At 70.8% G+C, this 24,363-nt stretch carries 21 protein-coding genes and 1 pseudogene; 10 read left to right on the forward strand and 12 right to left on the reverse strand.

The genetic code is table 11. The features are described from left to right. Window positions 1-143: 143 nt before the first annotated feature. Window positions 144-1,994 (reverse strand): chromosomal replication initiator protein DnaA, encoded by a 1,851-nt coding sequence (gene dnaA / locus AC27L3_RS08305; protein WP_487233348.1) that lies wholly within the window; start codon window positions 1,992-1,994, stop codon window positions 144-146. 462 nt (window positions 1,995-2,456) lie between these two features. Here dnaA and rpmH point away from each other — a divergent pair, with 462 nt between their 5' ends. From rpmH to AC27L3_RS08350, 9 genes and pseudogenes are all read left to right on the forward strand, one after another. Next, entirely contained in the window at window positions 2,457-2,594 is a 138-nt protein-coding gene (gene rpmH / locus AC27L3_RS08310) for a 50S ribosomal protein L34 (protein WP_003956500.1), read from the forward strand. A gap of 26 nt (window positions 2,595-2,620) precedes the next feature. Then, a pseudogene (rnpA, locus tag AC27L3_RS08315) lies at window positions 2,621-2,983 on the forward strand (ribonuclease P protein component); the annotation flags it as partial. Between the two features lie 89 nt (window positions 2,984-3,072). Continuing rightward, a complete protein-coding gene (yidD, locus tag AC27L3_RS08320) occupies window positions 3,073-3,390 on the forward strand; it encodes a membrane protein insertion efficiency factor YidD (RefSeq protein ID WP_344433004.1) in 318 nt (105 codons plus the stop codon). Window positions 3,391-3,393: 3 nt separating this feature from the next. After that, on the forward strand, window positions 3,394-4,530 hold the full coding sequence (yidC, locus tag AC27L3_RS08325) for a membrane protein insertase YidC (protein ID WP_487233349.1): 1,137 nt from the start codon (window positions 3,394-3,396) through the stop codon (window positions 4,528-4,530). After that, on the forward strand, window positions 4,530-5,060 hold the full coding sequence (locus tag AC27L3_RS08330) for a Jag family protein (RefSeq protein ID WP_487233350.1): 531 nt from the start codon (window positions 4,530-4,532) through the stop codon (window positions 5,058-5,060). Before yidC ends, AC27L3_RS08330 begins: the two co-directional genes overlap by 1 nt. 86 nt (window positions 5,061-5,146) lie before the next feature. After that, window positions 5,147-5,887 (forward strand): 16S rRNA (guanine(527)-N(7))-methyltransferase RsmG, encoded by a 741-nt coding sequence (rsmG, locus tag AC27L3_RS08335; RefSeq protein ID WP_344433007.1) that lies wholly within the window; start codon window positions 5,147-5,149, stop codon window positions 5,885-5,887. Between the two features lie 316 nt (window positions 5,888-6,203). Then, window positions 6,204-7,256, forward strand: coding sequence for a ParA family protein (locus AC27L3_RS08340; protein ID WP_487233351.1), 1,053 nt, complete (start codon window positions 6,204-6,206; stop codon window positions 7,254-7,256). After that, a complete protein-coding gene (locus AC27L3_RS08345; RefSeq protein ID WP_487233352.1) occupies window positions 7,253-8,377 on the forward strand; it encodes a ParB/RepB/Spo0J family partition protein in 1,125 nt (374 codons plus the stop codon). Before AC27L3_RS08340 ends, AC27L3_RS08345 begins: the two co-directional genes overlap by 4 nt. 315 nt (window positions 8,378-8,692) lie before the next feature. Continuing rightward, window positions 8,693-9,310 carry a GNAT family N-acetyltransferase gene (locus AC27L3_RS08350; protein ID WP_487233353.1) on the forward strand — a complete coding sequence of 206 codons (618 nt, stop codon included), beginning with the start codon at window positions 8,693-8,695 and terminating at the stop codon, window positions 9,308-9,310. Between the two features lie 70 nt (window positions 9,311-9,380). Here the strand turns inward: AC27L3_RS08350 and trxA are convergent, their stop codons facing one another. The 7 genes from trxA to AC27L3_RS08385 form a co-directional block, all read right to left on the reverse strand. Continuing rightward, window positions 9,381-9,707: a thioredoxin gene (trxA, locus tag AC27L3_RS08355; RefSeq protein ID WP_487233354.1), complete on the reverse strand. Its 327-nt coding sequence runs from the start codon at window positions 9,705-9,707 to the stop codon at window positions 9,381-9,383. Between the two features lie 46 nt (window positions 9,708-9,753). Then, complete coding sequence (trxB, locus tag AC27L3_RS08360) at window positions 9,754-10,722, reverse strand: thioredoxin-disulfide reductase (RefSeq protein WP_344433012.1); 969 nt, start codon at window positions 10,720-10,722, stop codon at window positions 9,754-9,756. A gap of 114 nt (window positions 10,723-10,836) precedes the next feature. Beyond that, window positions 10,837-11,760 (reverse strand): anti-sigma factor, encoded by a 924-nt coding sequence (locus AC27L3_RS08365; protein WP_487233355.1) that lies wholly within the window; start codon window positions 11,758-11,760, stop codon window positions 10,837-10,839. Next, a complete protein-coding gene (gene sigM, locus AC27L3_RS08370; RefSeq protein WP_365964981.1) occupies window positions 11,757-12,446 on the reverse strand; it encodes an RNA polymerase sigma factor SigM in 690 nt (229 codons plus the stop codon). Before sigM ends, AC27L3_RS08365 begins: the two co-directional genes overlap by 4 nt. 36 nt (window positions 12,447-12,482) lie before the next feature. After that, window positions 12,483-14,165: a protein kinase family protein gene (locus AC27L3_RS08375; protein WP_487233356.1), complete on the reverse strand. Its 1,683-nt coding sequence runs from the start codon at window positions 14,163-14,165 to the stop codon at window positions 12,483-12,485. Between the two features lie 109 nt (window positions 14,166-14,274). Continuing rightward, on the reverse strand, window positions 14,275-16,461 hold the full coding sequence (gene murJ, locus AC27L3_RS08380; RefSeq protein WP_487233357.1) for a murein biosynthesis integral membrane protein MurJ: 2,187 nt from the start codon (window positions 16,459-16,461) through the stop codon (window positions 14,275-14,277). 46 nt (window positions 16,462-16,507) lie between these two features. Beyond that, window positions 16,508-18,883 carry a DUF6049 family protein gene (locus AC27L3_RS08385; protein ID WP_487233358.1) on the reverse strand — a complete coding sequence of 792 codons (2,376 nt, stop codon included), beginning with the start codon at window positions 18,881-18,883 and terminating at the stop codon, window positions 16,508-16,510. A gap of 208 nt (window positions 18,884-19,091) precedes the next feature. On the opposite strand from AC27L3_RS08385, the gene AC27L3_RS08390 reads away from it, so the two are divergent. Next, on the forward strand, window positions 19,092-20,555 hold the full coding sequence (locus AC27L3_RS08390) for a CCA tRNA nucleotidyltransferase (protein ID WP_487233359.1): 1,464 nt from the start codon (window positions 19,092-19,094) through the stop codon (window positions 20,553-20,555). 78 nt (window positions 20,556-20,633) lie between these two features. Here the strand turns inward: AC27L3_RS08390 and AC27L3_RS08395 are convergent, their stop codons facing one another. The 4 genes from AC27L3_RS08395 to AC27L3_RS08410 form a co-directional block, all read right to left on the reverse strand. Next, entirely contained in the window at window positions 20,634-21,170 is a 537-nt protein-coding gene (locus AC27L3_RS08395) for an LppU/SCO3897 family protein (RefSeq protein WP_487233360.1), read from the reverse strand. 106 nt (window positions 21,171-21,276) lie between these two features. Continuing rightward, a complete protein-coding gene (locus AC27L3_RS08400; protein WP_487233361.1) occupies window positions 21,277-22,545 on the reverse strand; it encodes an MFS transporter in 1,269 nt (422 codons plus the stop codon). 81 nt (window positions 22,546-22,626) lie between these two features. Then, window positions 22,627-23,709: an inositol-3-phosphate synthase gene (locus AC27L3_RS08405; protein ID WP_344433023.1), complete on the reverse strand. Its 1,083-nt coding sequence runs from the start codon at window positions 23,707-23,709 to the stop codon at window positions 22,627-22,629. Window positions 23,710-23,759: 50 nt separating this feature from the next. Continuing rightward, window positions 23,760-24,347, reverse strand: a complete 588-nt coding sequence (locus tag AC27L3_RS08410) for a PadR family transcriptional regulator (RefSeq protein WP_365964989.1) — start codon at window positions 24,345-24,347, stop codon at window positions 23,760-23,762. Window positions 24,348-24,363: the final 16 nt, after the last annotated feature.

A 24,363-nucleotide genomic window follows, 5' to 3' on the forward strand; every position in this document is an offset into this window, starting at 1 on the left:
GGGCCCCGTGGACGGCCCGTCCCGGGTGCCGGCAGCCGCGCCGGGAGCCGTACCGGGAGCCGCGCCGGGTACGCCGAAGGGCGCCCCGGGAAGCCCGGAGCGCCCTTCGGAGGGGTCCGTACGGCGGCCGCCGGCCGCGTCCGTCAGCCGTTCTTGATGCGGTTGGTCAGCTCGGTCACCTGGTTGTAGATCGAGCGCCGCTCGGCCATCAGCGCGCGGATCTTGCGGTCGGCGTGCATCACCGTGGTGTGGTCGCGGCCGCCGAACTGTGCGCCGATCTTGGGCAGCGACAGGTCGGTGAGCTCCCGGCACAGGTACATCGCGATCTGCCGGGCCGTGACCAGCACCCGGCTGCGGGAGGCCCCGCACAGGTCCTCCACGGTGTGTCCGAAGTAGTCCGCGGTGGCTGCCATGATCGCGGTCGCGGTGATCTCCGGGGAGGCGTCCTCGCCGCCCGGGATCAGATCCTTCAGGACGATCTCGGTCAGGCCCAGGTCCACCGGCTGCCGGTTCAGGCTGGCGAAGGCCGTCACGCGGATCAGCGCGCCCTCCAGCTCGCGGATGTTGCGCGAGATGCGGGAGGCGATGAACTCGAGCACCTCCGGCGGAGCGTTCAGCTGCTCCTGGACCGCCTTCTTGCGCAGGATCGCGATACGCGTCTCCAGCTCCGGCGGCTGCACGTCGGTGATCAGGCCCCACTCGAAGCGGTTGCGCAGCCGGTCCTCCAGGGTGACCAGCTGCTTGGGCGGCCGGTCGGAGGACAGCACGATCTGCTTGTTCGCGTTGTGCAGGGTGTTGAAGGTGTGGAAGAACTCCTCCTGCGTCGACTCCTTGCTCGCCAGGAACTGGATGTCGTCGACCAGCAGGATGTCCATGTCGCGGTAGCGCTTGCGGAACGCGTCCGCCTTGCCGTCGCGGATGGAGTTGATGAACTCGTTGGTGAACTCCTCGGAGCTCACGTAGCGCACCCGCGTGCCCGGGTAGAGGCTGCGGGCGTAGTGCCCGATGGCGTGCAGCAGGTGCGTCTTGCCGAGCCCGGACTCGCCGTAGATGAACAGCGGGTTGTACGCCTTGGCCGGCGCCTCGGCCACCGCGACCGCGGCGGCGTGGGCGAAGCGGTTGGACGCACCGATGACGAAGGTGTCGAAGAGGTACTTCGGGTTCAGCCGGGCCGTCGGCTCGCCCGCACCGGGGCCCGATCCCGTACCGGTGGACGATCCGCCTCCGGCGGACGGCAGCGGCGGCACCGAGGAGGAGGGCCGCTCCGTGTGGCCCCCGGCACCGCCGCGGGACGGCGGCCCCTCGGGCAGGTCGTGGCGCGGGCGCTCGTACGACGAGCGGCCGTTCTGCGCCGGGGAGCGGTACTCCGACTGCTGTTCGTAGGGCGAGGCGTAGGGATCGCGCTCCGTCTCGCCGAAGGCGCCCAGGCGCGGCTGCTGCCAGCCGTAGTCGCCCCGGTCGTCGCGGTCGCCGCGCTCGGACCGGCCGCCCGGGCGCTCGCCGCGCTCGCCGCCGACCGGGCCGGAGGGCGCCGAGTGGCGCGGCCAGGCCCCCGGCTGGTCGGCGGAGCGGTGCTGGTAGTCCGGGTAGGCGGGGCGCACGCTCGGCAGGTCGTCGCCGGGCCGGCCCGGGTAGCCCTCGTAGCCCTCCTGGGCGGGGCCCGGCGCGTGCGGACGCGGCTGCGGGCGCTCCTGGGGCTGGGGGGCCGGGGGCTCGCCGGCGGAGTCGTCGACGGTGATCGCGATCCGGATGGGGCGGCCGCACTCGCGGCTGAGGGTCTCGCTGACGATCGGCGCGAGCCGGCCCTCCAGGACGCCCTTGGCGAATTCGTTGGGCACCGCGAGCAGGGCGGTGTCCGCCACCAGCGCCAGGGGCTGGCAGCGCCTGATCCAGTGCTCGTCCTTGGTCTCCACGCCTTGGCCGCGCCCCTCACCGAGGAGCTGTTCGAGCACGCGCGGCCACACTGCGGCAAGATCGGCGGGCAGGTCAGCCACAGGGCACGCTCTCTCAGTCACAGGGGGTGCCCTGGAGTCCCACGAATGTGTGGTTCTCGGGACGGGCGGGAAGGATTCGGAGTTCAGTCACGGTAGTCAGGGCGAGGTACGTGGTTCAAGTCGTTGTCCACAGGGTGTGTACAAATGTGCCATGCGGTGGCGCCTGCCGTCCTCCCGGTCGTCCGGAGGCTACGGTGGTGGGCGACGAAACAGGTGATGCGCTGCCGGTTTGACCGGATGGCGTAACCACGCGTACCGTGACCAGGTCGAGTTGTCGATGGCTGCTGCCGCCTGCCTCCGATGGGCAAAGGTCGCGATCTCGTCGGGTTCTCTCCCCGGGATTCTTGCCGAGTTCGTGGTCATGAAGCGGTGCACTTGGGCGCACTTGCGAGCTACTCGTGGGCGCACGGTGACAGCCAGGCGATGTACCGCCATCACACGATTCATTTCTGGAGTCCCCGAGTGAGCAAGCGCACCTTCCAGCCGAACAACCGCCGTCGCGCGAAGACCCACGGCTTCCGCCTGCGCATGCGCACCCGCGCCGGCCGCGCGATCCTCGCGTCCCGCCGTAGCAAGGGTCGCGCCCGCCTGTCGGCCTGAGCAGCCACGACGTCAAGGTCCATGACGTGCTGCCTTCCGAGTCCCGGCTGAGGCGGCGCGAGGACTTCGCGACCGCGGTTCGCCGGGGACGCAGGGCCGGCCGCCCGCTCCTCGTCGTCCACTTCCGCAGCGGTACCACGGACCCGCACCCACCTGGGGGAATCGTCCCCCCGGTGCGTGCGGGTTTCGTCGTGAGCAAGGCCGTCGGCGGCGCCGTGGTGCGCAACCTGGTCAAACGCAGGCTGCGCCACCTGGTGCGCGAACGGCTGGATCGGCTGCCCGCCGGTAGCCTGGTGGTGGTGAGAGCCCTGCCCGGCGCGGGCGAGGCCGACTACGGACAGCTGGCCGGCGACCTCGACGCAGCGCTGCAGCGGCTTCTGGGCGGGGGCACCCCCGGCGGAGCCAAGGGGAGGGCGCCGCGAAGCAATCCCCCGGGGGGTGACCCCCGGAACCCCGGTCACCCGGGAGGGAGCGCACGGTGAAGTACCCGCTGCTCTGGCTGATCAAGATCTACCAGTGGACCATCAGCCCCTTGTTGGGCCCGGTCTGCAAGTACTACCCCTCGTGCTCGCACTACGGCTACACGGCCATCGACGTGCACGGCGCGATCAAGGGATCGGTACTGACCGCCTGGCGCATCGTGCGCTGCAACCCGTGGTCGCTCGGTGGCGTCGACCACGTTCCTCCCCGGAAGCGTCCGGTCTGGCACCAGCGGCTGAGGAGCCGACTGGGCGGACACCCCGCCACGGTGGCCGCCGCACAGCCCGAGACTCAGCCCAACGCCCAAGGAGCCTGATTCGTGGACACGATCCTCGGTCCTCTCTATGACGCAGTTTCCTGGATCATCGTCCAGTTCCACTCGTTCTACAGCCTGATCTTCAACAAGGACAGTGGAGCGGCGTGGGGTCTGTCCATCGTCTCGCTGGTGGTGCTGATCCGCATCTGCCTGATCCCGCTCTTCGTGAAGCAGATCAAGGCCACGCGGAACATGCAGGCGCTCCAGCCGAAGATGAAGGCGATCCAGGAGCGCTACAAGAGCGACCGGCAGCGCCAGTCCGAAGAGATGATGAAGCTCTACAAGGAGTCGGGCACCAACCCGCTCTCCAGCTGCTTCCCCATCCTGGCCCAGTCGCCGTTCTTCATCTCTCTGTACCAGGTGCTGAACCACATCGCCGGCGGCCGGACCGTCGGCGTGATGGACCAGGCCCTGGTGGACAGCGCCCGTAAGGCGCACATCTTCGGTGCTCCGATCGCGTCCAAGTTCATGGACAGCGCCGGCAAGGTCGAGTCCCTGGGCGCCACGCTCACCGACGTTCGCGTCGTCACGGTCATCATGATCGTGCTGATGTCGCTGTCGCAGTTCTACACGCAGCGCCAGCTGATGACGAAGAACGTCGACCTCACGGTGAAGACGCCGTTCATGCAGCAGCAGAAGATGCTGATGTACGTCTTCCCGATCATGTTCGCCGTCTTCGGCATCAACTTCCCGGTCGGTGTCCTGGTCTACTGGCTGACCACCAACGTGTGGACGCTCGGCCAGCAGATGTTCGTGATCCGCCGCAACCCCACCCCCGGCAGCCTCGCCTTCAAGCAGCGCCAGGAGCGCCTGCGCGCCAAGGGCAAGCTCAAGGAGGACCCGGCCGAGGTCGAGGCCCGCCAGGCCGCCGAGGCGGCGCGTGCGTCCCGCCAGCAGCCCAAGCGGCAGACCAAGGCCAAGCGCCAGGGCGCCGGTGCCACCGGCGCGACCGGCACGGCCGGCACGGCCGGCACCACCGGTCACGCCCGGGCCACCGCGGGCAACGGCGAGCAGACCTCCCTCGAGAAGCCCGAGGAGCCCGGTGCCGGCAAGGGCAAGCAGGCCGGCGGCTCGGCCCGCGGCAAGTCCGGTCAGCGCAAGGGCGGCCCGCAGCGGCCCAAGCACCCCTCGAAGAAGTGATGAAGGAGTCCACCGTGACGGAGACGCAGCCCCAGACCGCCGCTGAGGGCACCACCGACACCCTCTCCCGCCTGGAGCAGGAGGGCGAGATCGCGGCCGACTACCTCGAGGGCCTGCTGGACATCGCCGACCTCGACGGCGACATCGACATGGACGTCGAGGCCGACCGCGCCTCGGTGTCGATCATCAGCGACACCACCAGCCGTGACCTGCAGAAGCTCGTCGGCCGGGACGGCGAGGTGCTCGAAGCCCTCCAGGAGCTCACCCGTCTCGCGGTGAACCGGGAGACCGGGGACCGCAGCCGCCTGATGCTCGACATCGCCGGCTACCGCGCGCGCAAGCGCGAGGAGCTGGCCGGGCTGGGCGCCAAGGCCGCCCAGGAGGCCCGGAGCACCGGTCAGCCGGTCAAGCTGGACCCGATGACCCCCTTCGAGCGCAAGGTCGTCCACGACGCGGTGGCCGCGGCGGGGCTGCGCAGCGAGTCGGAGGGCGAGGAGCCCCAGCGCCGAGTGGTCGTCCTGCCCGCCTGACCCACTCACGCCCTCAGGTGTGCACGGCCCCGTCTGCCCGGCAGGCGGGGCCGGCCTGAATCCCAGCCCGTATCCCCAGACGAACGATGTTGTACGGAAGGACGGTCCCCGTGGAAGAGGCAGCGGAGCTCCCCCCGGCGCCCGAGGCGGCGCGGGCGGTTTTCGGTGACCGCTTTCCGGAGGCCGTCCGTTACGCGGAGCTGCTCGCGGACGCGGGCGTCAAGCGGGGCCTGATCGGTCCCCGTGAGGTGCCCCGGCTGTGGGAGCGGCACCTGCTGAACTGCGCGGTCCTCGCCGAGGCCGTGCCGGACGGCGTGTCCGTGTGCGACGTGGGCTCCGGGGCCGGGCTGCCGGGCATCCCGCTGGCCCTCGTCCGTCCCGACCTGCAGATCACCCTGCTGGAGCCGCTGCTGCGGCGGACGACGTTCCTGCAGGAGGTCGTCGAGCTGCTGGGCCTGGACCATGTGACCGTGGTCCGTGGCCGGGCGGAGGAGATGCTGGGCAAGATCGACCCCGTGCACGTGGTCACCGCCCGTGCCGTGGCACCCCTGGACCGGCTGGCGGGCTGGGGCGTCCCTCTGCTGCGGCCGTACGGCGAGATGCTGGCCCTCAAGGGGGACACGGCCGAGGAGGAGCTCAAGGCCGCACGGGCCGCGCTCAGCAAGCTGGGGGTCGTACGGACCTCGGTGCTGCACGTCGGCGAGGGCGTCGTCGACCCCCTGTCCACGCTGGTGCGGGTCGAGGTGGGAGAGAGCCCCGGTGGGGTGCGCTTCGCCGCCAAGAGGGCGAAGGCCGCCCGGTCCACCCGGGCACGCCGCCGCCGCTGAGCCCCGGAGCGCTGATTTTCCGGCGCACGTGCTTTTCCGGTGCCGCCGCCCTGCGGGGCGGCGAATGCTCCATACAAGCTGGCAAGACGACTCGTCACGGAGTGTCGCGCCGGTGTAGCGACGTGTGCCATGCATCGTGTTTCACGTGAAACATCGCTCGCTGCTGCAGGGAATCATCGGTCGAGGTCGTGCCGCCGCGGCAACGCGTGACCGCCACGCGGTCGAGGCTGTGGACTGTGAGGGCAGGGCTTCATCCACAGGCCCGGGGGATTCATCCACAGGAGAACGGGCCTCGCTGGTTCATGACCCCGAAAGCATGGCAGGCTCTGTGCATCGCGAGCCTGAAGTCGAGGAGAGTGAATCCTTGCGGTCCGACGCCAATCGTGGGGGACCGATGACCGACCCGGTCCCCGGTCCCCGCCCCTCCGACTCCCCATCGACGGCCGCTCATGGAGCCATGCCCATGGGCGAGCTCGTTTCACGTGAAACGCCGCCGCCCCCCATGCCCCGGCCGGAGCGCACCCGGGTGATGGTCGTCGCCAACCAGAAGGGCGGCGTCGGCAAGACCACGACCACCGTGAATCTGGCCGCCTCCTTGGCGCTGCACGGCAACCGGGTGCTGGTCATCGACCTCGACCCGCAGGGCAATGCCTCCACCGCGCTGGGCATCGACCACCATGCCGAGGTGCCGTCGATCTATGACGTCCTCGTGGACAGCAAGCAGCTGTCCGACGTGGTGCAGCCCGTGCGCGACGTGGAGGGCCTCTTCTGTGCCCCCGCCACCATCGACCTGGCCGGCGCGGAGATCGAGCTGGTCTCGCTCGTGGCGCGGGAGAGCCGGCTGGACCGGGCCATCAAGGCGTACGAGCAGCCGCTGGACTACATCCTCATCGACTGCCCGCCCTCGCTCGGCCTGCTCACGGTGAACGCCCTGGTGGCCGGCGCAGAGGTGCTGATCCCCATCCAGTGCGAGTACTACGCGCTGGAGGGCCTGGGGCAGCTGCTGCGCAACGTCGAGCTGGTGCGGGGGCACCTGAACCCCAAGCTCCATGTCTCCACGATCCTGCTGACGATGTACGACGGCCGGACGAGGCTCGCTTCCCAGGTGGCCGAGGAGGTGCGCAGCCACTTCGGGCACGAGGTCCTGCGCACCAGCATCCCGCGTTCGGTGCGCATCTCCGAGGCGCCCAGCTATGGGCAGACGGTTCTGACCTACGACCCGAGCTCGAGCGGTGCGCTGTCCTACCTGGAGGCTGCCCGGGAGATCGCACTGCGGGGGGTCGGGGTGCACTACGACGGCAGCAGGGCCCACATGGTGGGCCGCCAGCAACAGCACGAACAGCACAGCATGTCGGAGGGGCTTCAGTGAGTGAGCGACGTAGAGGACTGGGCCGGGGGCTCGGTGCGCTGATCCCGCCGGCGCCGAAGGGAGGGGAGACGGGGGGACCGATCGTGGGGGCCGGGGTCACGTCCCCGACCGCGGTGCCGGTGCTGACTCCCGAGCGGGGGGTTGCCGCGGCGAAGGTTGCCACGCTTGCGGTGGAGGACGCCCCCTCCCAGGACACTCTGCGCGAGCCGGGGGGCTACGACGCCGATGCGGACGCCGTTTCACGTGAAACGGATGGCGTGAGCCCGGCCGGTGCCCACTTCGCCGAGCTGCCGCTGGACTCCATCACGCCCAACCCGCGCCAGCCGCGCGAGGTCTTCGACCCGGACGCCCTGGCCGAGCTGGTCGCATCGATTCGCGAGGTCGGTCTGCTCCAGCCGGTGGTCGTCCGGCAGCTGGGTGCGGGTCGGTACGAGCTCATCATGGGGGAGCGCCGCTGGCGGGCCTGCCGGGAGGCCGGCCTGGAGCGGATCCCCGCCATCGTCCGGGCCACCGAGGACGAGAAGCTGCTGCTGGACGCGCTGCTGGAGAACCTCCACCGGGCCCAGCTGAACCCGCTGGAAGAGGCGGCCGCCTACGACCAGCTGCTCAAGGACTTCAACTGCACGCATGACGAGCTCGCGGACCGCATCGGGCGCTCCCGTCCCCAGGTGTCCAACACCCTGCGTCTGCTGAAGCTCTCGCCGGCCGTCCAGAAGCGGGTGGCCGCGGGCGTGCTCTCCGCCGGCCACGCCCGGGCGCTGCTCTCGGTGGACGACCCCGAGGCGCAGGACGAGCTGGCCCGGCGCATCGTCGCCGAAGGGCTGTCGGTGCGGTCGGTCGAGGAGATCGTGACCCTGATGGGCTCACGGCCCAAGAACGCACGGGCCAAGGGGCCCCGGGCCGGCGGCCGGGTGTCCCCCGCGCTGAGCGATCTCGCCTCCCGGCTGTCCGACCGCTTCGAGACCCGGGTGAAGGTCGACCTCGGTCAGAAGAAGGGGAAGATCGTCGTCGAGTTCGCCTCGATGGAGGACCTGGAGCGCATCCTGGGAACGCTCGCGCCCGGCGAGGGCCGCGTCCTGGAGCAGCGGCTCTCCACCGGCGAGGACGAGGCTGCCGAGTAGGGCGCCCCGACCGACGCTCGCTGATGGGCGGGTGTGTTTCACGTGGAACGTTTGCGTGCAACACACCCGCCCTTTGCCTTGTCGCGCTGTCCGCTCAATCGGGCTGGAGCTACGATGCGTTGAGGTATGGCACATCCACGTTGGACACGGTTCACGGAGGGGCGGGGCCATGCGATCGGTGAGCCGGACCGGGCTGGTGGCGGCAGGCTTGGGCCTGGGGGCAGTCGGCGGTTTCGTCGGCAGCTTCCTGAGGGAACGCAGCGCACTGAGCGCCGCCCGGAGCGTGGCAGACGACGGAAGTGAGGAACTGGCTGCATGGGGCGTCGGCTCGTACCGCTCACGCTGGACAACCTCCCGGACCTGCCCCAGCGCTGCCGCGCCTGCGTCTTCTGGGAGTTGGACCCCGTCAGCGGCGAAGCCGCGCTGAGAGCCGGTCGCCCCGAGCTGGAGAAGGAAGCCTGGATCTCCGCCGTGCTCCTGGAATGGGGTTCCTGCGGCCGGGTGGTCTATGTGGACGACGTGCCCGTCGGCTTTGTGCTCTACGCTCCCCCGGCCTATGTGCCGCGCTCGACCGCCTTTCCCACCAGCCCTGTCGCCGCGGATGCGGTGCAGCTGATGACCGCCTGGCTGATGCCCGCCTACCAGGGCCAGGGCCTGGGCCGGGTCATGGTGCAGACCGTCGCCAAGGATGTGCTCAGGCGGGGCTTCAAGGCGATCGAGGCGTTCGGTGATGCCCAGTGGAAGGACCCGGCCTGTGTCCTGCCCGCCGACCACCTGCTGGCGGTGGGCTTCAAGACCGTACGGCCGCATCTGCGCTATCCCCGGCTCCGGCTGGAGCTGCGCACCGCTCTGTCGTGGCGGGAGGACGTCGAGCTGGCGCTGGACCGGCTGCTGGGCGCCGTGCAGAAGGAGCCCGCACTGCGACCCCTGTAAGTACGAGGTCATACGAGAACGGGACCGCCCCCTCAGGGGCGGTCCCGTTTCACGTGAAACAGCGCGCAGCTTACGCGTGGATGAAGCTGGAGAGCTCGCGCTCCAGCGCCGCCTTCGGCTTGGCACCGACGATGGTCTGCACGACCTCGCCACCCTTGTAGACGTTCAGGGTGGGGATCGACATGACGCCGTACTTGGCGGCGGTCTGGGGGTTCTCGTCGATGTTCAGCTTGACGATCTCGATCTTCTCGCCGTACTCGGAGGCGATGGCCTCCAGCGACGGGGCGATCTGGCGGCACGGGCCGCACCACGCGGCCCAGAAGTCCACCAGGACGGGCTTGTCGCTCTTGAGGACGTCCTCGTCGAAGGAAGCGTCGGTCACGTTCTTGAGAGCCACTGAGGTCTCCTTGGGTCTTTCTGCGTGGGGTGGGGGGTGGGGTGGATCAGGGGGTCTTCTCGGGCTCCCGGACCTTCTCGCTGTCCGTGAGGGAAGCGAGGAAACGCTCGGCGTCGAGTGCCGCGGAGCACCCGGTGCCGGCGGCGGTGATCGCCTGACGGTAGGTGTGGTCGACCACGTCACCCGCGGCGAACACACCCGTGAGGTTGGTGCGGGTCGAGGGGGCTTCCACCTTGAGGTAGCCCTCGTCGTCCAGCTCCAGCTGGCCCTTGAACAGCTCGGTGCGCGGGTCGTGGCCGATGGCGATGAACAGGCCCGTCACCGGCAGCTCGGAGGTCTCGCCGGTCTTGAGGTTGCGCAGCGTCAGCCCGGACAGCTTGCTCTCGCCGTGGATCTCGGCGACCTCGCTGTCCCAGATGAAGCGGATCTTCGGGTCGGCGAAGGCGCGCTCCTGCATCGCCTTGCTGGCCCGCAGGGTGTCCCGGCGGTGCACGATGGTGACCGACTTGGCGAAGCGCGAGAGGAAGGTGGCCTCCTCCATCGCGGTGTCGCCACCGCCGACGACGACGATGTCCTGGTCCTTGAAGAAGAAGCCGTCGCAGGTGGCACACCAGGAGACACCGCGGCCGGAGAGCTCGTCCTCGCGAGGCAGGCCCAGCTTGCGGTGCTGGGAGCCGGTCGTCACGATCACGGCCTTGGCGCGGTGGACGGTGCCCGCCGAGTCCGTCACGGTCTTGATCTCGTCGCTGAGGTCGACGGCGACGACATCGTCCGGGATCAGCTCGGCGCCGAAGCGCTCGGCCTGGGCCCGCATGTTGTCCATGAGGTCCGGGCCCATGATCCCCTCACGGAATCCCGGGAAGTTCTCCACGTCGGTGGTGTTCATCAGCGCACCACCGGCGGTGACGGCGCCCTCGAAGACCAGAGGCTTCAGGGAGGCGCGGGCGGTGTAGAGCGCGGCCGTGTAGCCCGCAGGCCCGGAGCCAATGATGATCACGTTGCGGACGTCGCTCACGGGTGTCTTCCTTGTCTGCCGACAGCTGTATGGGTCCTTGCTGGGTCTCACCCCACCCAACGGATCCTACGGGGCGAGCATTCCCGGCGTGGACGACAGCGCGGCACGCCACCCTCAGCTGCGCGGCAGGGTCACCTTCCGCAGGACGTCCCCCGGAGCCGGGGCGGACGCGGTCTCGCACGAGGCCGCCACCACATAGGCATCGACGAGCTGTGCGTCGCCCGGGTGCGGCAGCACGACCAGGTACGCGTCCTGCCCGTGGTACGTCTCCCGGTGCGCGGCGAGCGCCGGCTCGGAGCGGCCGATGCCCTGGCGGACGCACGGCGGCTCCACGGTCGCCGATGTGGTCGGGGCGCCGTCGGTGGAGGTCCGGGGGCTGATTCCCTGGGCACCGGCACTCTGGCCGTCCGGAGCCTTGAAGGGCTGGTGGAGCAGGCTCGCCACCCTGGCGGAGAGGTCGTCCGCGGCAAGCGGCGACAGGGTGGCCTGGCTGCTGCCGGAGGCCGGTCCGTCGGCGTGCTGATCGGCGTCCTGTCCGGACTGCAGGAAGAAGCTGCCCACACCGATCACGGCCGCGGCGCAGGCCGCCCCCAGCAGGGCCCGGGACCAGCGCCGGGGGCGCCGCGTGCCGGGGCCGGAGGCAGCGGGTGCCTGGCGACCCGGTCCGGTGACGGTTCGGGGGCGTGGACGGGAGCGGTGCTCGGCCGTTTCACGTGAAACGGGTGCGGGGCTGTCGATGTCCTCCGCTGTTTCACGTGAAACGACGGAGACCGCTCCCGGCGTGGTGGCATCGAGCAGGGCCTCGGCGGCCAGCGCCGCATCGATCCGTTCGGCGACGTCCACGGGCATCCGGGTCGGGCCGGGCAGCGTGCCCAGCAGGTCCTTGATCTCCGTCAGGGAGCTGTGGACGTCCTCGCAGACGGCGCAGTCGGCCAGGTGCTCCCGGACGTCCGCCGTACGGGACGGGGACAGGATTCCCTCGGTGAGCGCGGAGATCTCCGCGACCTCCGGGTGCCCATCCGTGCCGGTCCTGGTCACGCTCGCCCACCTCCGCCCTTCACTGGATCCGAGTCGTTCTGCCCCGCCGGTGGTGGGACGGATGCGCCCTGCGACCGGTTCCTTTCCCTCCCGGCGGAGGCGCTACCCATGCCGTCGTGGCGCAGATGGGTGAGCATCGGCAGCAGCCGCGCCCGGCCCCGGGCGCATCTGCTCTTCACGGTTCCGGGCGGCACCCCCAGGACGGCGGCCGCCTCCGCCACGGGATACCCCTGCATGTCGACGAGGACCAGGGCGGCGCGCTGGTCCGGCGGCAGCTTCGCCAGGGCCCGGATCAGCTCACGATGCAGATCCCCGCGCTCGGCCGGCGCGGCGGCCGACTCGTGCGGTTCGAGGAGCTGCTCCAGGCGCTCGGTCTCGGCGAGCGGCGCGGTGCGCCGGGAGGCGGCCTTGCGGGCGCGGTCCAGGCAGGCGTTGACCGTGATCCGGTGGAGCCAGGTGGTCACCGCGGACTGGCCGCGGAAGGTGTGGGCGGCGCGGTAGGCGGAGACCAGGGCATCCTGCACGGCGTCGGCGGCCTCTTCCCTGTCCCCGAGGGTGCGCAGCGCGATGGCCCAGAGCCGGTCGCGGTGCCGGCGCACGATCTCGGCGAAGGCATCGGGGTCCCCGTCGACGTGCAGGGCCAGGAGCTCGGCATCGCTTGCGCCGTCCCGAGCGACGTCGTCCACCGTCGAGCCCTCCCCCTGACCGACGCGACCTGACGGTCAGCCGGTGAATCGCACTTCGGTGATGGCCTGTTTGTAGCCGGGGTCGGTGAAGGTCTCCGAGTCGGCCGGGGCCAGGGGCACGTCCGTGACCCAGACCAGGACGTACCGGGTCTTGACGGGCTCCTTGAGCGAGACCGTCACCGTCTTCTCCGACGTCTGTCCCGTGGCCACCGGTTTCATGGCGCGCGGCTTCTTGGCGGGGCTCAGGGAATCGACGGCGTAGAGCGACAGCTTCGTGTGGTTCCCGCCGTAGCGGAACTGGACCGTCGCGCCGTTGAGGTCCTGGTTGTCCCCCAGGTCGTAGACGATGCCGACGCCTTCCTTGAACGGAGCGAGCTTCGGCCCGTCGTTGAAGGTCCTGGTGCGCCAGTACGTGCTCGGGTCGTTGTCGTACGTCTGCCGCACATGGTCGCTCTGCTGGGGCAGCCCGTCCGGTGCGTACTCCTTGGCTCCCTGGATCTGGAGAGGCCGCGGTGTCTTCTCCGGGGTGTCGTCGCCCGACGACTGCGAGCGCGGGGTGTCCTCCTCGCCGTCCTTGAGCAGGGTGTCCGCCAGCTGCCAGCTGCCCAGGCCGAGGGCGGCGATGAGCAGGGCGGAGACCGTCCACTTCAGGGCCCGCCCGGTGCGGCCCTCCAGCGGGGGCGGGGGCACGGGCACCGGCGGGGCCGGTACGGCGCCGCGCGCCGCGGCGTGGGCGCGCGGGTAGGGGGGCGGGGTCGTGAAGTCGGGCTCCGGCGGCCGGATGCGCGGCATCGCGGCGACCGCCTTGGCCAGCTCCTCCGGCGTGGTGCACGGCGGCTCCTGCCGGGAGGCGGTGGCGCCGTCGTTGACCAGAGCCCGCATGGCGAGCTCCGACAGCCCGCGGTGGACGCCGGCGCGGACCTGGTCGGGGGCGATGAGGCCGACGCCCTTGGGCAGGCCGGGCAGCCCGTGGGCGTTGCCCTCGTAGGGCCAGCGCTGGGTGAGCGCCGCGTACAGCAGGGCGCCGATGGCCTCGGTGTCGGTGCGCTGCGGGTGTTCGGAGGTGATGCCGCGCAGGGCGGCCATGACGGCCAGGCCGCGGATGCGGTACTGCCCGGTCGCCGTACGCAGCACGGACCCGGGGTTGAGACGCAGGTGGGCGAGGCCCTCGCGGTGGGCGGCGGCCATGGCCTGGGACACCTGGCTGACGAGCTGGTACGCCTCGTGCGGTTCGAGCGGGCCGGAGGCGAGGACGGGAGTCAGCTCGGTGGCGTCGGGGAGCCACTCGTGAACCACGTAGACGAGGTCGTTCTCCTCGACGGCGTCGAGGACCTGGACGAAGCGGGGGTCGCCGAGCAGGGCTGCGGAGCGGGCGGCGGCGAGGACGGGCCGGGCCCGGGGGTGGTCGGCGGGCAGGAGGTGGACCCCGACGGCGCGGCGCAGCTTCTCGTCGACGGCACGCCAGCTGCTGAATCCCTCCAGACGGGTGACGCACTCCTCCAGGCGGTACCTTCTGGCGAGCTTGTGACCGCTGTGCAGCTCGGGCTGCTGTGCGTCGCGCGCGGGGCTTTTGCTCTCCGCGCGCGTGGGGTCCTGGTGGGTGCTGGCCTTCTTCTGGGCCTTCGCCTCGTCGGCCGTGGCCGGGCCCGCCTGGGCGGTCAGCGGCTGGTCGCCGCTGTTGCCAGCCACGTCGACGGCAGCCGTGCTCCGTTCCGCCACCGTCGTTCCTGCCTCCCCATCCGTTGCACGCTGTCCACAGCCAAGACAATTGTGCCCACAGTCCGGCGCTATGCACGACACGCGGCGGCGGGCGATGGTTGTGCTCCGGTCAGCGACCGAGGCGCCCGCGCACCATACCGACCATGGCGTTCAACTCTTCCACCCGCATGCGCTTCGCGGTGAGGAAGAAGACGACGATCAGAAGCAGTCCACCGCCGACCAGGGACGCGAGCGACCCGAGGACGCCGTTGCCCAGGACCTGACCGATGCCGTAGGCCGCCGCGCCGCCGACGAGCGAGGCGGGGACGCAGGCGCCGATGAGGCGGGCGTAGGTGCGCACGACGCGCGCGCCGTCCAGATCGGTGCCCAGCCGCGCTGCCAGCCGGCGCCAGGCGACGCCCACGCCGACGGCGTAGGCGAGGCCGTACGAGGCGGCCATGCCGGCGACCGCCCAGCGCGCGGGCAGGACGAGGTAGCTCACGAAGGAGGCGGCGGCGTTGACCGCGGCGACGATCACCGTGTTGTAGAACGGCGTGCGCGTGTCCTCGTAGGCGTAGAAGCCACGGAGGATGACGTACTGCGCGGAGAACGGGATCAGGCCGAGGCCGAAGGCCATCAGGATGTAGCCGATGTTGGTGGCGGCCGAGACTCCCGAGCCGCCGAACATCAGGGTCGTCATCGGGACGCCGAGCGCCAGGAAGGCGAAGGCGCAGGGCACGATCGCGACGGCCGAGGTGCGCAGGCCGTGGGAGAGGTCGTCGCGGACGGCGATCGCGTCCCCGTCGTGGGCGGCGCGGGAGATCCGCGGCAGGACGGCGGTCATGACCGAGACGGTGATGATGGCCTGCGGCATCTGCCACAGCTGCAGGGCGAAGTTGTAGGCGGTGATGCCCGTGCCCTTGTGGCCGACCTTCTCGGCCAGGGCGCCGGCCTTGGTGGCCAGCTGGGTGACCACGACCATGCCGAGCTGGTTGGCGAGGACGAAGAAGAGGGTCCACTTGGCCAGGCCCGCGGCCTTGCCCAGTCCCTGGCCGCGCCAGTCGAAGCGCGGTCGGATGCGGAAACCGGCGTCCCGCAGGTAGGGGAACATCGCCAGGGCCTGGACCGCCAGGCCCAGGAGCGTGCCGATGCCGATCAGGCGGACGCCTTCCGGCGTGATGGTCGCGGCGCTGACATCGGTGCTGGTGAACGGGCCGAAGGCCCAGATGAAGGCGCCGAAGGTGGCGATGATGATGATGTTGTTCAGGACCGGGGTCCACATCATCGCGCCGAACCGGCCCCGGGCGTTGAGGATCTGGCCGAGGACGACGTGCACGCCCATGAAGAACAGGGTCGGCACGCAGTAGCGGGCGAAGGCGACCGCCACGTCCATCCGGGCCGGGTCGTCGGCGATCGTCGGCGACATCATCCGGATGAAGAGCGGAGCGCCCAGCACACAGAGGGTGGTGACGCCGGCCAGCAGCACGACCACCAGGGTCAGGAGGCGGTTGGCGTAGGCCTCGCCGCCGTCCTCGTCGTTCTTCATGGCGCGCACCAGCTGCGGGATGAACACCGAGTTCAGCGCGCCACCGGCGACGAGGATGTAGATCATCGTCGGCAGGACGTTGGCGACCTGGTAGTCGTCGTTGAGCGTGCCGACACCGATGGCGGCGGCCATCACCAGGTTGCGGCCGAAGCCCAGCAGACGGGAGACCATCGTGCCGGCGGCCATGAGCGCGCTGGACTTCAGCAGGCTCGCGGCCTTGCCGCCCTTGCCGGCGGCGGCCGGTGCCTCGGCCATCTGCTCGGGTTCCGGTTCGGTGGCCGGCTCGGCCGGCTGCGGGGCGACGGGCGGGGGCACGTAGGCGCCCGGCGGGGGCACCTGGCGGCCCACCGGCTGCTGGGGCTCGTACGGCTGCTGCTGGTCGCGGTAGAGGTGGGCGAAGGCGTCGCGGGGCCGGCCGTCGGAGGGCTGCTCGTCGAAGCCGCCCACGCCCATGAGCTGGGTCTCCTCGGCGTCCCCGTACGACTGGGGCTGCTGCGCCTGAGGTGCACCGTACTGGCCCTGGGCCGGCGGCCACGCCTGCTGGCGGGGGTAGGGGTCCGAGGCGTAGGTGTCGCGCAGGTAGGGGTCCCGTGCGTACGGGCCGCCCTGCTGTCCCTGGTCCATCCCGCCCGGCGCGCCCATGGCGCCCTGGTCCATCACGGGGGGAGGCGTCTGGCCGGGCGGAATGTGGGCAGGCGGGATCGGCGGGTACGGACCCCGCTGCCCACCGCCGGTGCCCTGACCGCGGTCACCGTCGTACGGCGCGCTCATCGCTACCCCACCTCATCGTCGGCGGCGGGCTGGCCCCACCGCACGCTCAACGTTCCACTTTCTCACCCGGGCCGGACGGGTCACCGTGCCGCGCCCCGGTTTCGGCTGCCGGATCACCCGGCTGCTCGGGCTCGTCCTCGCCGGGTCCGCCCTCACCGTTCTCGCCGTCGCCGGGCCGGTCGCCACCGGGCCCTTCGCCGCCCGCGTCCGGTCCGCCGTCCTGGCCGGGACCGTCACCGGCGGCACCACGGGCGGCCGCCCGCTTGCGTCGCTGGAGGTAGATCCGCAGGCCCGCGAGGACGAGGAGGAGCACCCCACCGGCGATGACCAGCAGAACCATAGGGGTGATGGAGGTGACATGCACAGTGAAGCGGATCGGTTCGCCGTACGGCTGGCCGTCCTCGGCGTAGAGCCGGGCCGTCACCTGTACCGGTCCGTTGGCATTGGCCCGGGTCTCGAACTTCACCGTCTGCTGCCGTCCGCCGCCGACCTCGACCGGCTGGGAGGCGTCGATCTTGAGGCGGTTGGGCTGGCTGGAGGTGAGGACGAGCCGGAGCCCGCGGACGCCCTGCAGCAGGCCGTTGTGCACGGTCACGGGGATGGTCGCGCTGCGGCCGGAGAGCGTGGCGTCGGACTTCTTGATCAGCTGCACCTGGCGGGTGAGCTGGTCGAGGTAGGACTGCACGGCGTCCCGGAAGGCGGCCGCACCCTGCGGGTCGCCGCGCCAGGACGTGGACATCTCCCGCATGATCGCGCTGCCGAAGGGGGTGACCACGCGGTCCTGGGCGGTGAGGATGACCTTGAAGCTGTCCAGGGTGGTCTGCGTCCGCTGGATCGCCTCGAACGCCTCGGTGGGCAGCTCCTGGGCCCGCAGCGCCTCCGGGTAGGACCCCGGGCCGGGCACGTGCCGGCCGGCCGCCGGGTCGGGCTGGAAGGCGGCCGCCGCACCCAGATCGGCGGCCTGGCTCCAGCGGCCGTCCGCCAGCCCGGCCAGCGCGGTCGCCATCGCCTGGGCCTGGCTCGCCGTGGGCATGCGCTGCGGGGCGACGACGATGCTGCGCTCGTTGTCCGGGGCCTGCTTGGTGACCATGAGGCTCTGGGCCAGGAAGCGCTGCACGGCGAGGGAGGCGTCCTCGGCCCGGATCATGTCGCCCTGGAAGGCGGTGGAGAGCCGGGCGTCGGCCACGATCGCGGTGTTGCCGCCGCCGATCTGCCGGGCCGCCGTCGGGGCGTAGGGGACGGGCTCGCGGAGGCTGTCGCTGCGGGCGATGACGTTGTGGGCGCCGGCCGAGGTGGCCACGTCCACGATGGAGGAGTCGACGGCGCCGTCGACGGGCCAGGCGAAGTCCGTGCGCGGCTTCACGCCGAGGATCGTGTCCACGGTGGTCGAGGCCAGCTCGGTGGCGGACTGCAGGTGGCTGAGGGCACCGGAGACGTCCTTGCCGCGGTGGGCGAGGGAGGCGAGGTCAGGGTCGCCGAAGGGCAGGGCCACCACCTGGTGGTCGGCGACGGCCTGCTGCAGCTGGTTGAGCCACTGCTTGGCGACCGCCTGGCCGTGGCCGGGGGTGTTCTCCTGCCCGTTGCGGCCGCTGACGTGGTAGCTCTTCGTCATGGCCTCGACGGTGGCCAGCAGGTCCGGGTCGATCACCCAGGTGACCGGCAGGTTCTTGCCGAGCGCCACGAGCTGCTGCAGGCGCCCGCCGGGCGCGAGCTCGGCCGCGAGGTCGTCGTTGGGGAAGACGGGCGTCTGCTGCTGGTCGGACTCGGTGCGGGCCGTCAGGTGGGTCGCCGAGATCAGCGGCCACAGGAAGGTCAGCCGGGTCTTCCTGCCGTCGGTCGCGGAGGGCTGCCAGGGCAGGAGCGTGCGCTGGATGCCCAGGACGCGCTCGTAGGACTGCCCGCCGGACTGCCCGGAGAGCGTGACGCCCAGCTGGTAGACGCCGTCCTTGCCCAGGTCGAGGTCCTTGGCGGGGACGTTCAGGGTGAAGTCGCGGCTCGTGCCCGGCGGCAGGCTGTCGATCTTCTGGGTGTGGTTGCCGCCGACCTCGGAGCCGTCGGAGGACGAGTAGGGGGCCTGGTCGCCGATGGCGTCGATGTCACTGCGCGTCGTGACCTGCGGGCCCACCCGCAGCCCCACGTGGGCGCCGGTGATCGTCGAGCGGCTGTTGTTCGTGACGTGGCCCGAGACGACGAGCGTGTCGTCCTGCTTGGGCGCGACGGGGGCCAGGGAGTCCACGGAGACGTCGACCGCGGAGGTGCCGCCGGACTCCGCCGCCCGGGCCGCGGAGGCGGCGGGCAGCTGGCCCAGCCCCAGGACCACCAGCAGGCCGGTCAGCACCAGGACGGCCCAGCGTGACCGCCGGAAGGCAGGAGCGGGCCGTGTCCCGTACAAGGCCTCCTGGACCTCTGCCGCCTCGGCCACGCGCTCGCCCGTCCCTCGTCGTGTCAGTGGTCGTCGGATGGTGCGTCCACGAATGGTAACGAGGCCCGCTGTGGCGAAGTGCCGCGGACCGCATCACAAGATCGCCACCGGGCCCGTTGTCCGGGCTGCGCCTGCTTTGCCGGAGCTGCCGGAAACCGCCCCATAACGAGGAGGCCGTGGCGCGCGCGGACACGTACCCTCTTCTGTTGTGCCGAACGCCAACCATGACAGCCCCACCCTGCCGTCGACCAACGAGCTCAGCCAGGCGCAGCGCCGTGCCGTGAGCGAGCTCCTGCGGGTCTCCCCCGTGGCCGACGACCTCGCCCGCCGCTTCCGGGACGCCGGCTTCACGCTCGCCCTGGTCGGCGGATCCGTGCGCGACGCGCTGCTCGGCAGGCTCGGCAACGATCTCGACTTCACCACCGATGCCCGCCCGGAGGACGTGCTGAAGATCGTGCGGCCGTGGGCGGACGCCGTCTGGGAGGTCGGCATCGCCTTCGGGACCGTGGGCTGCCGCAAGTCGGACTTCGACATCGAGGTCACGACATATAGGTCGGAGGCGTACGACCGGACCTCCCGCAAGCCGGAGGTCTCCTACGGCGACTCCATCGAGGAGGACCTCGTCCGTCGCGACTTCACCGTCAATGCGATGGCCGTGAAGCTGCCGGAGAAGGAGTTCGTCGACCCGCACAACGGTCTGCAGGACCTGGCCGCGCGGGTGCTGCGCACCCCGGGGACACCGGAGGAGTCCTTCTCGGACGACCCGCTGCGCATGATGCGGGCCGCGCGGTTCGCGGCCCAGCTCGACTTCGAGGTCGCCCCCGAGGTCGTGGCCGCCATGACCGGGATGGCCGAGCGGCTGGAGATCGTCTCCGCCGAGCGGATCCGGGACGAGCTGAACAAGCTGATCCTCTCCGACCACCCCCGCAAGGGCCTCGCCCTGCTCGTCGACACCGGCCTGGCCAAGCGGGTCCTGCCCGAGCTGCCGGCCCTGCGGCTGGAGCGCGACGAGCACCACCGCCACAAGGACGTCTACGAGCACACGCTCACCGTCCTGGAGCAGGCCATCGACCTGGAGACCGAGGGCCCCGACCTGGTGCTGCGCCTGGCGGCGCTGCTGCACGACATCGGCAAGCCCCGGACGCGCCGCTTCGAGAAGGACGGCCGGGTCTCCTTCCATCACCACGAGGTGGTGGGCGCGAAGATGACCAAGGCGCGACTGACCAAGCTCAAGTACTCCAACGAGATGGTCAAGGACGTCTCCAAGCTGGTCGAGCTGCACCTGCGCTTCCACGGCTACGGCACCGGTGAGTGGACCGACTCGGCCGTGCGCCGGTACGTGCGCGACGCCGGCCCGCTGCTGGAGCGGCTGCACAAGCTCACCCGCTCGGACTGCACGACCCGCAACAAGCGCAAGGCCAACGCCCTCTCCCGGGCCTACGACGGCCTGGAGGAGCGCATCGCCCGCCTGCAGGAGCAGGAGGAGCTGGATGCGATCCGCCCGGACCTGGACGGCAACGAGATCATGACGATCCTCGGCATCAAGCCCGGTCCGGCGGTCGGCAAGGCGTACCAGCACATGCTGGAGCTGCGTCTGGAGCACGGGCCGATGGGCCACGAGGCGGCGGTCGCCGCCCTCAAGGAGTGGTGGGCGGCCCAGAACCAGGGCTGACGTTCAGGGCCGATGTTTCACGTGAAACGTCAGCGGGGGCGGTGTTTCACGTGAAACACCGCCCCCGCTGCTTTTCCCCTACTTCTTGTTGTCCGCCAGGCAGAGCACGAAGTTGTTCCGGCGCTCTTCCCAGGTCAGGGCCGCGACGGTGCCCTCGACGCCGTTGCACACCGTGTCGGAGTAGGTGCCGCTGACCTTCTTCAGCACCTTGTGGGTGGCCTTGGCGTCGGTGCAGTCCACCTTGTGGATCTCCGGCTTGTTCTCGGTGCCGGAGTTCCGCAGGCAGTCGCCGACCGCGAGCTTCTGGGTGTCGTCGCTCTTGCTGAAGAACCAGCCGCAGGCGGCCACGATGATCGCAATGATCGGGACGACGACCTTGCGGATGAACTTCAGCTTCGAGCGCTTGGGCGGCTGCACCGGGTTCCCGGGGAAGGCGCCGGGCTGGCCGTACGGGGCGGGGGGCTGCTGGCCGTAGGGGCCGGGCTGCTGGGGGTACGGCCCCGGCTGCTGCGGGTACGGGCCCGGCTGCTGGCCGTACGGTGCGGGCGGCTGCTGGCCGTAGGGGGTGCCGCCCTGGGGGGCGTACGGGTGCTGGTTGGGCGGCGGAGTGGTCACGGCTTCCTCTGGAACGTTGAAAATCAGACAGACGGTGCAGCGTAAGGTACCCCGTGTCCATGACATTCCAGGGTTTTCGAGCGGTCCTGTGGCCTTGATGTAACACTTATCGGCGGCGAAATCCTGCCAATGCGGCGGTAATCGCCGCATAGAGAAAAGCCGTCATGAGGATCAGGGCGGATGAACGGCCGTCAGGCGGCAGCATGAGGGCGGCCACGGCTGCCGCGCCGACGAAGGCGACGTTGAACAGGACGTCGTACACGGAGAAGATCCGCCCGCGGAAGGCGTCGTCGATGGACGCCTGCACCACGGTGTCGGTCGTGATTTTGGCGCCCTGCGTGGCGATCCCCAGGGCGAACGCCGCGATCAGCATGGGAGCGGGCTCGAAGGGCAGGCCGAGCGCGGGTTCCAGGACCGCCGACGCCCCGGCGCAGGCGAGCATCCAGCCGCGGCGCCCCAGCCGCTGAACCGCCCAGGGCGTGACGAGGGCGGCGGTGAAGAACCCCGCGCCCGACGCGGCGACGGCGTAGCCGAGCAGGGCCAGCCCGGTCGAGCCGCTGCCGGCCCAGGCGTGCCGGCAGAGCACCAGCACCGTGACCGTCAGCGCCCCGTAGCAAAAACGCATGAGTGTCATGGCAGCCAGCGCCCGGGCCGCGGCGGGGCGTTGCGCGAGGTGGCGCAGTCCCTCGGCGAGCCCGCGGGCGGTGACCGCCACGGCCGTCCGCAGCCGGGTGTCCGGTGCCGGGACGTCCGGGCCGAGCAGGTCGACGGGCAGCCGCAGGGCGCTCAGCCCGGCGACCAGGTAGAGGAGGCCGCCCAGGAGCACCACGCCGGCGTCCGAGACGCCGCCCCCCGAGGTGCCGAGCCGTGCGGCGAGGGCCAGGCCGCCGCCGGCCGTGGCGGCGAGGGTGCCCGCGGTGGGGAAGAGGGAGTTGGCGATGACCAGGCCCTCGGGGGAGTCGACGACGCGGGGGAGCGACGCCGAGAGCCCGGCGAGGACGAAGCGGTTGACGGCGGTGACCGAGAGCGCGGAGGCGTAGAAGAGGCCGTCGGGGACGCGGGCGACGATGAGCAGCGCGGTCACCGCGGCCAGCGCGCCGCGCAGCAGGTTGCCGTGGAGCAGCACTTGGCGGCGGCGCCAGCGGTCGAGGAGCACTCCGGCGAAGGGGCCCAGCAGGGAGTAGGGCAGGAGCAGGACGGCCATGGCGGAGGCGATGGCCGCGGCGGACGCCTGCTTCTCGGGGGAGAAGACGACGTACGAGGCGAGGGCCACCTGGTAGACGCCGTCGGCGGCCTGGGACAGCAGCCGGACCGTCAGCAGGCGGCGGACGGGGCGCAGCCGGAGCAGAACGTGGAGATCCCGCACGACAGGCATGGCGCACAGCCTCACACACCACAGGGGTCCCCGGGCGGACAACCCGGGGACCCCTGTGAGTGACGAGCAGCCGAGGGCGCTTTAGCGCTCGACCTCGCCCTTGATGAACTTCTCGACGTTCTCGCGGGCCTCGTCGTCGAAGTACTGCACCGGCGGGGACTTCATGAAGTACGAGGAGGCGGAGAGGATCGGGCCGCCGATGCCCCGGTCCTTGGCGATCTTCGCGGCGCGCAGGGCGTCGATGATGACGCCGGCGGAGTTCGGGGAGTCCCAGACCTCGAGCTTGTACTCAAGGTTCAGCGGGACGTCGCCGAAGGCGCGGCCCTCGAGGCGGACGTAGGCCCACTTGCGGTCGTCGAGCCAGGCCACGTAGTCCGAGGGACCGATGTGGACGTTCTTCTCGCCCAGGTCGCGGTCGGGGATCTGGGAGGTGACGGCCTGCGTCTTGGAGATCTTCTTGGACTCCAGGCGCTCGCGCTCGAGCATGTTCTTGAAGTCCATGTTGCCGCCGACGTTCAGCTGCATCGTGCGGTCGAGGACGACGCCGCGGTCCTCGAAGAGCTTGGCCATCACGCGGTGCGTGATGGTGGCGCCGACCTGCGACTTGATGTCGTCACCGACGATCGGCACGCCGGCCTCGGTGAACTTGTCCGCCCACTCCTTGGTGCCGGCGATGAAGACCGGGAGGGCGTTGACGAAGGCGACCTTGGCGTCGATAGCGCACTGCGCGTAGAACTTGGCGGCGTCCTCGGAGCCGACCGGCAGGTAGCAGACCAGGACGTCGACCTGCTTGTCCTTGAGGACCTGGACGACGTCGACCGGGGCCTCGGCGGACTCCTCGATGGTCTCGCGGTAGTACTTGCCGAGGCCGTCGAGGGTGTGGCCGCGCTGGACGGTCACGCCGGTGGCGGGCACGTCGCAGATCTTGATGGTGTTGTTCTCGCTCGCGCCGATGGCGTCGGCGAGGTCGAGGCCGACCTTCTTCGCGTCGACGTCGAACGCGGCCACGAACTCCACGTCACCGACGTGGTAGTCGCCGAACTGCACGTGCATCAGACCCGGCACGCGGCCGTTCGGGTCGGCGTCCTTGTAGTACTCGACGCCCTGCACCAGCGAGGCGGCGCAGTTGCCCACACCCACGATCGCTACGCGAACCGAACCCATTGGCGGTTGCTCCCTGTTTGTACTCGACGAAGCCCTGCGGGGTGCAGGACTCACTTGTCCGGGCCGTTGCGTGTGTCACGCCCGGCCCGCTCGCTCTCGATCAGCTCGTTCAGCCAGCGGACTTCGCGCTCCACGGACTCCATACCGTGCCGTTGGAGTTCGAGGGTGTAGTCGTCCAGCCGTTCCCGGGTGCGGGCCAAGGAGGCGCGCATCTTCTCCAGGCGCTCCTCCAGCCGGCTGCGGCGGCCTTCCAGCACCCGCATCCGTACGTCCCGCGAGGTCTGTCCGAAGAACGCGAACCGGGCGGCGAAGTGCTCGTCCTCCCAGGCGTCCGGGCCGGTGTGGGTCAGGAGCTCCTCGAAGTGGTCCTTGCCCGCGGCCGTCAGCCGGTAGACGATTTTGGCCCGCCGTCCGGCCAGGGCCGCCGTGGAGGCGGTTTCCGGAGCGCTCCCGGGCTCCTCGACCAGCCAGCCGTTCGCCACGAGGGACTTCAGGCAGGGGTAGAGGGAGCCGTAGCTGAACGCGCGGAACACCCCGAGCGAGGTGTTCAAGCGTTTCCGCAGCTCGTAGCCGTGCATCGGGGACTCGCGGAGCAGGCCGAGGACGGCGAACTCGAGGATGCCGGAGCGTCTGCTCATATTTCGCCTCCTTGTC

The organism is Streptomyces sp. PKA51, assembly GCF_057552455.1.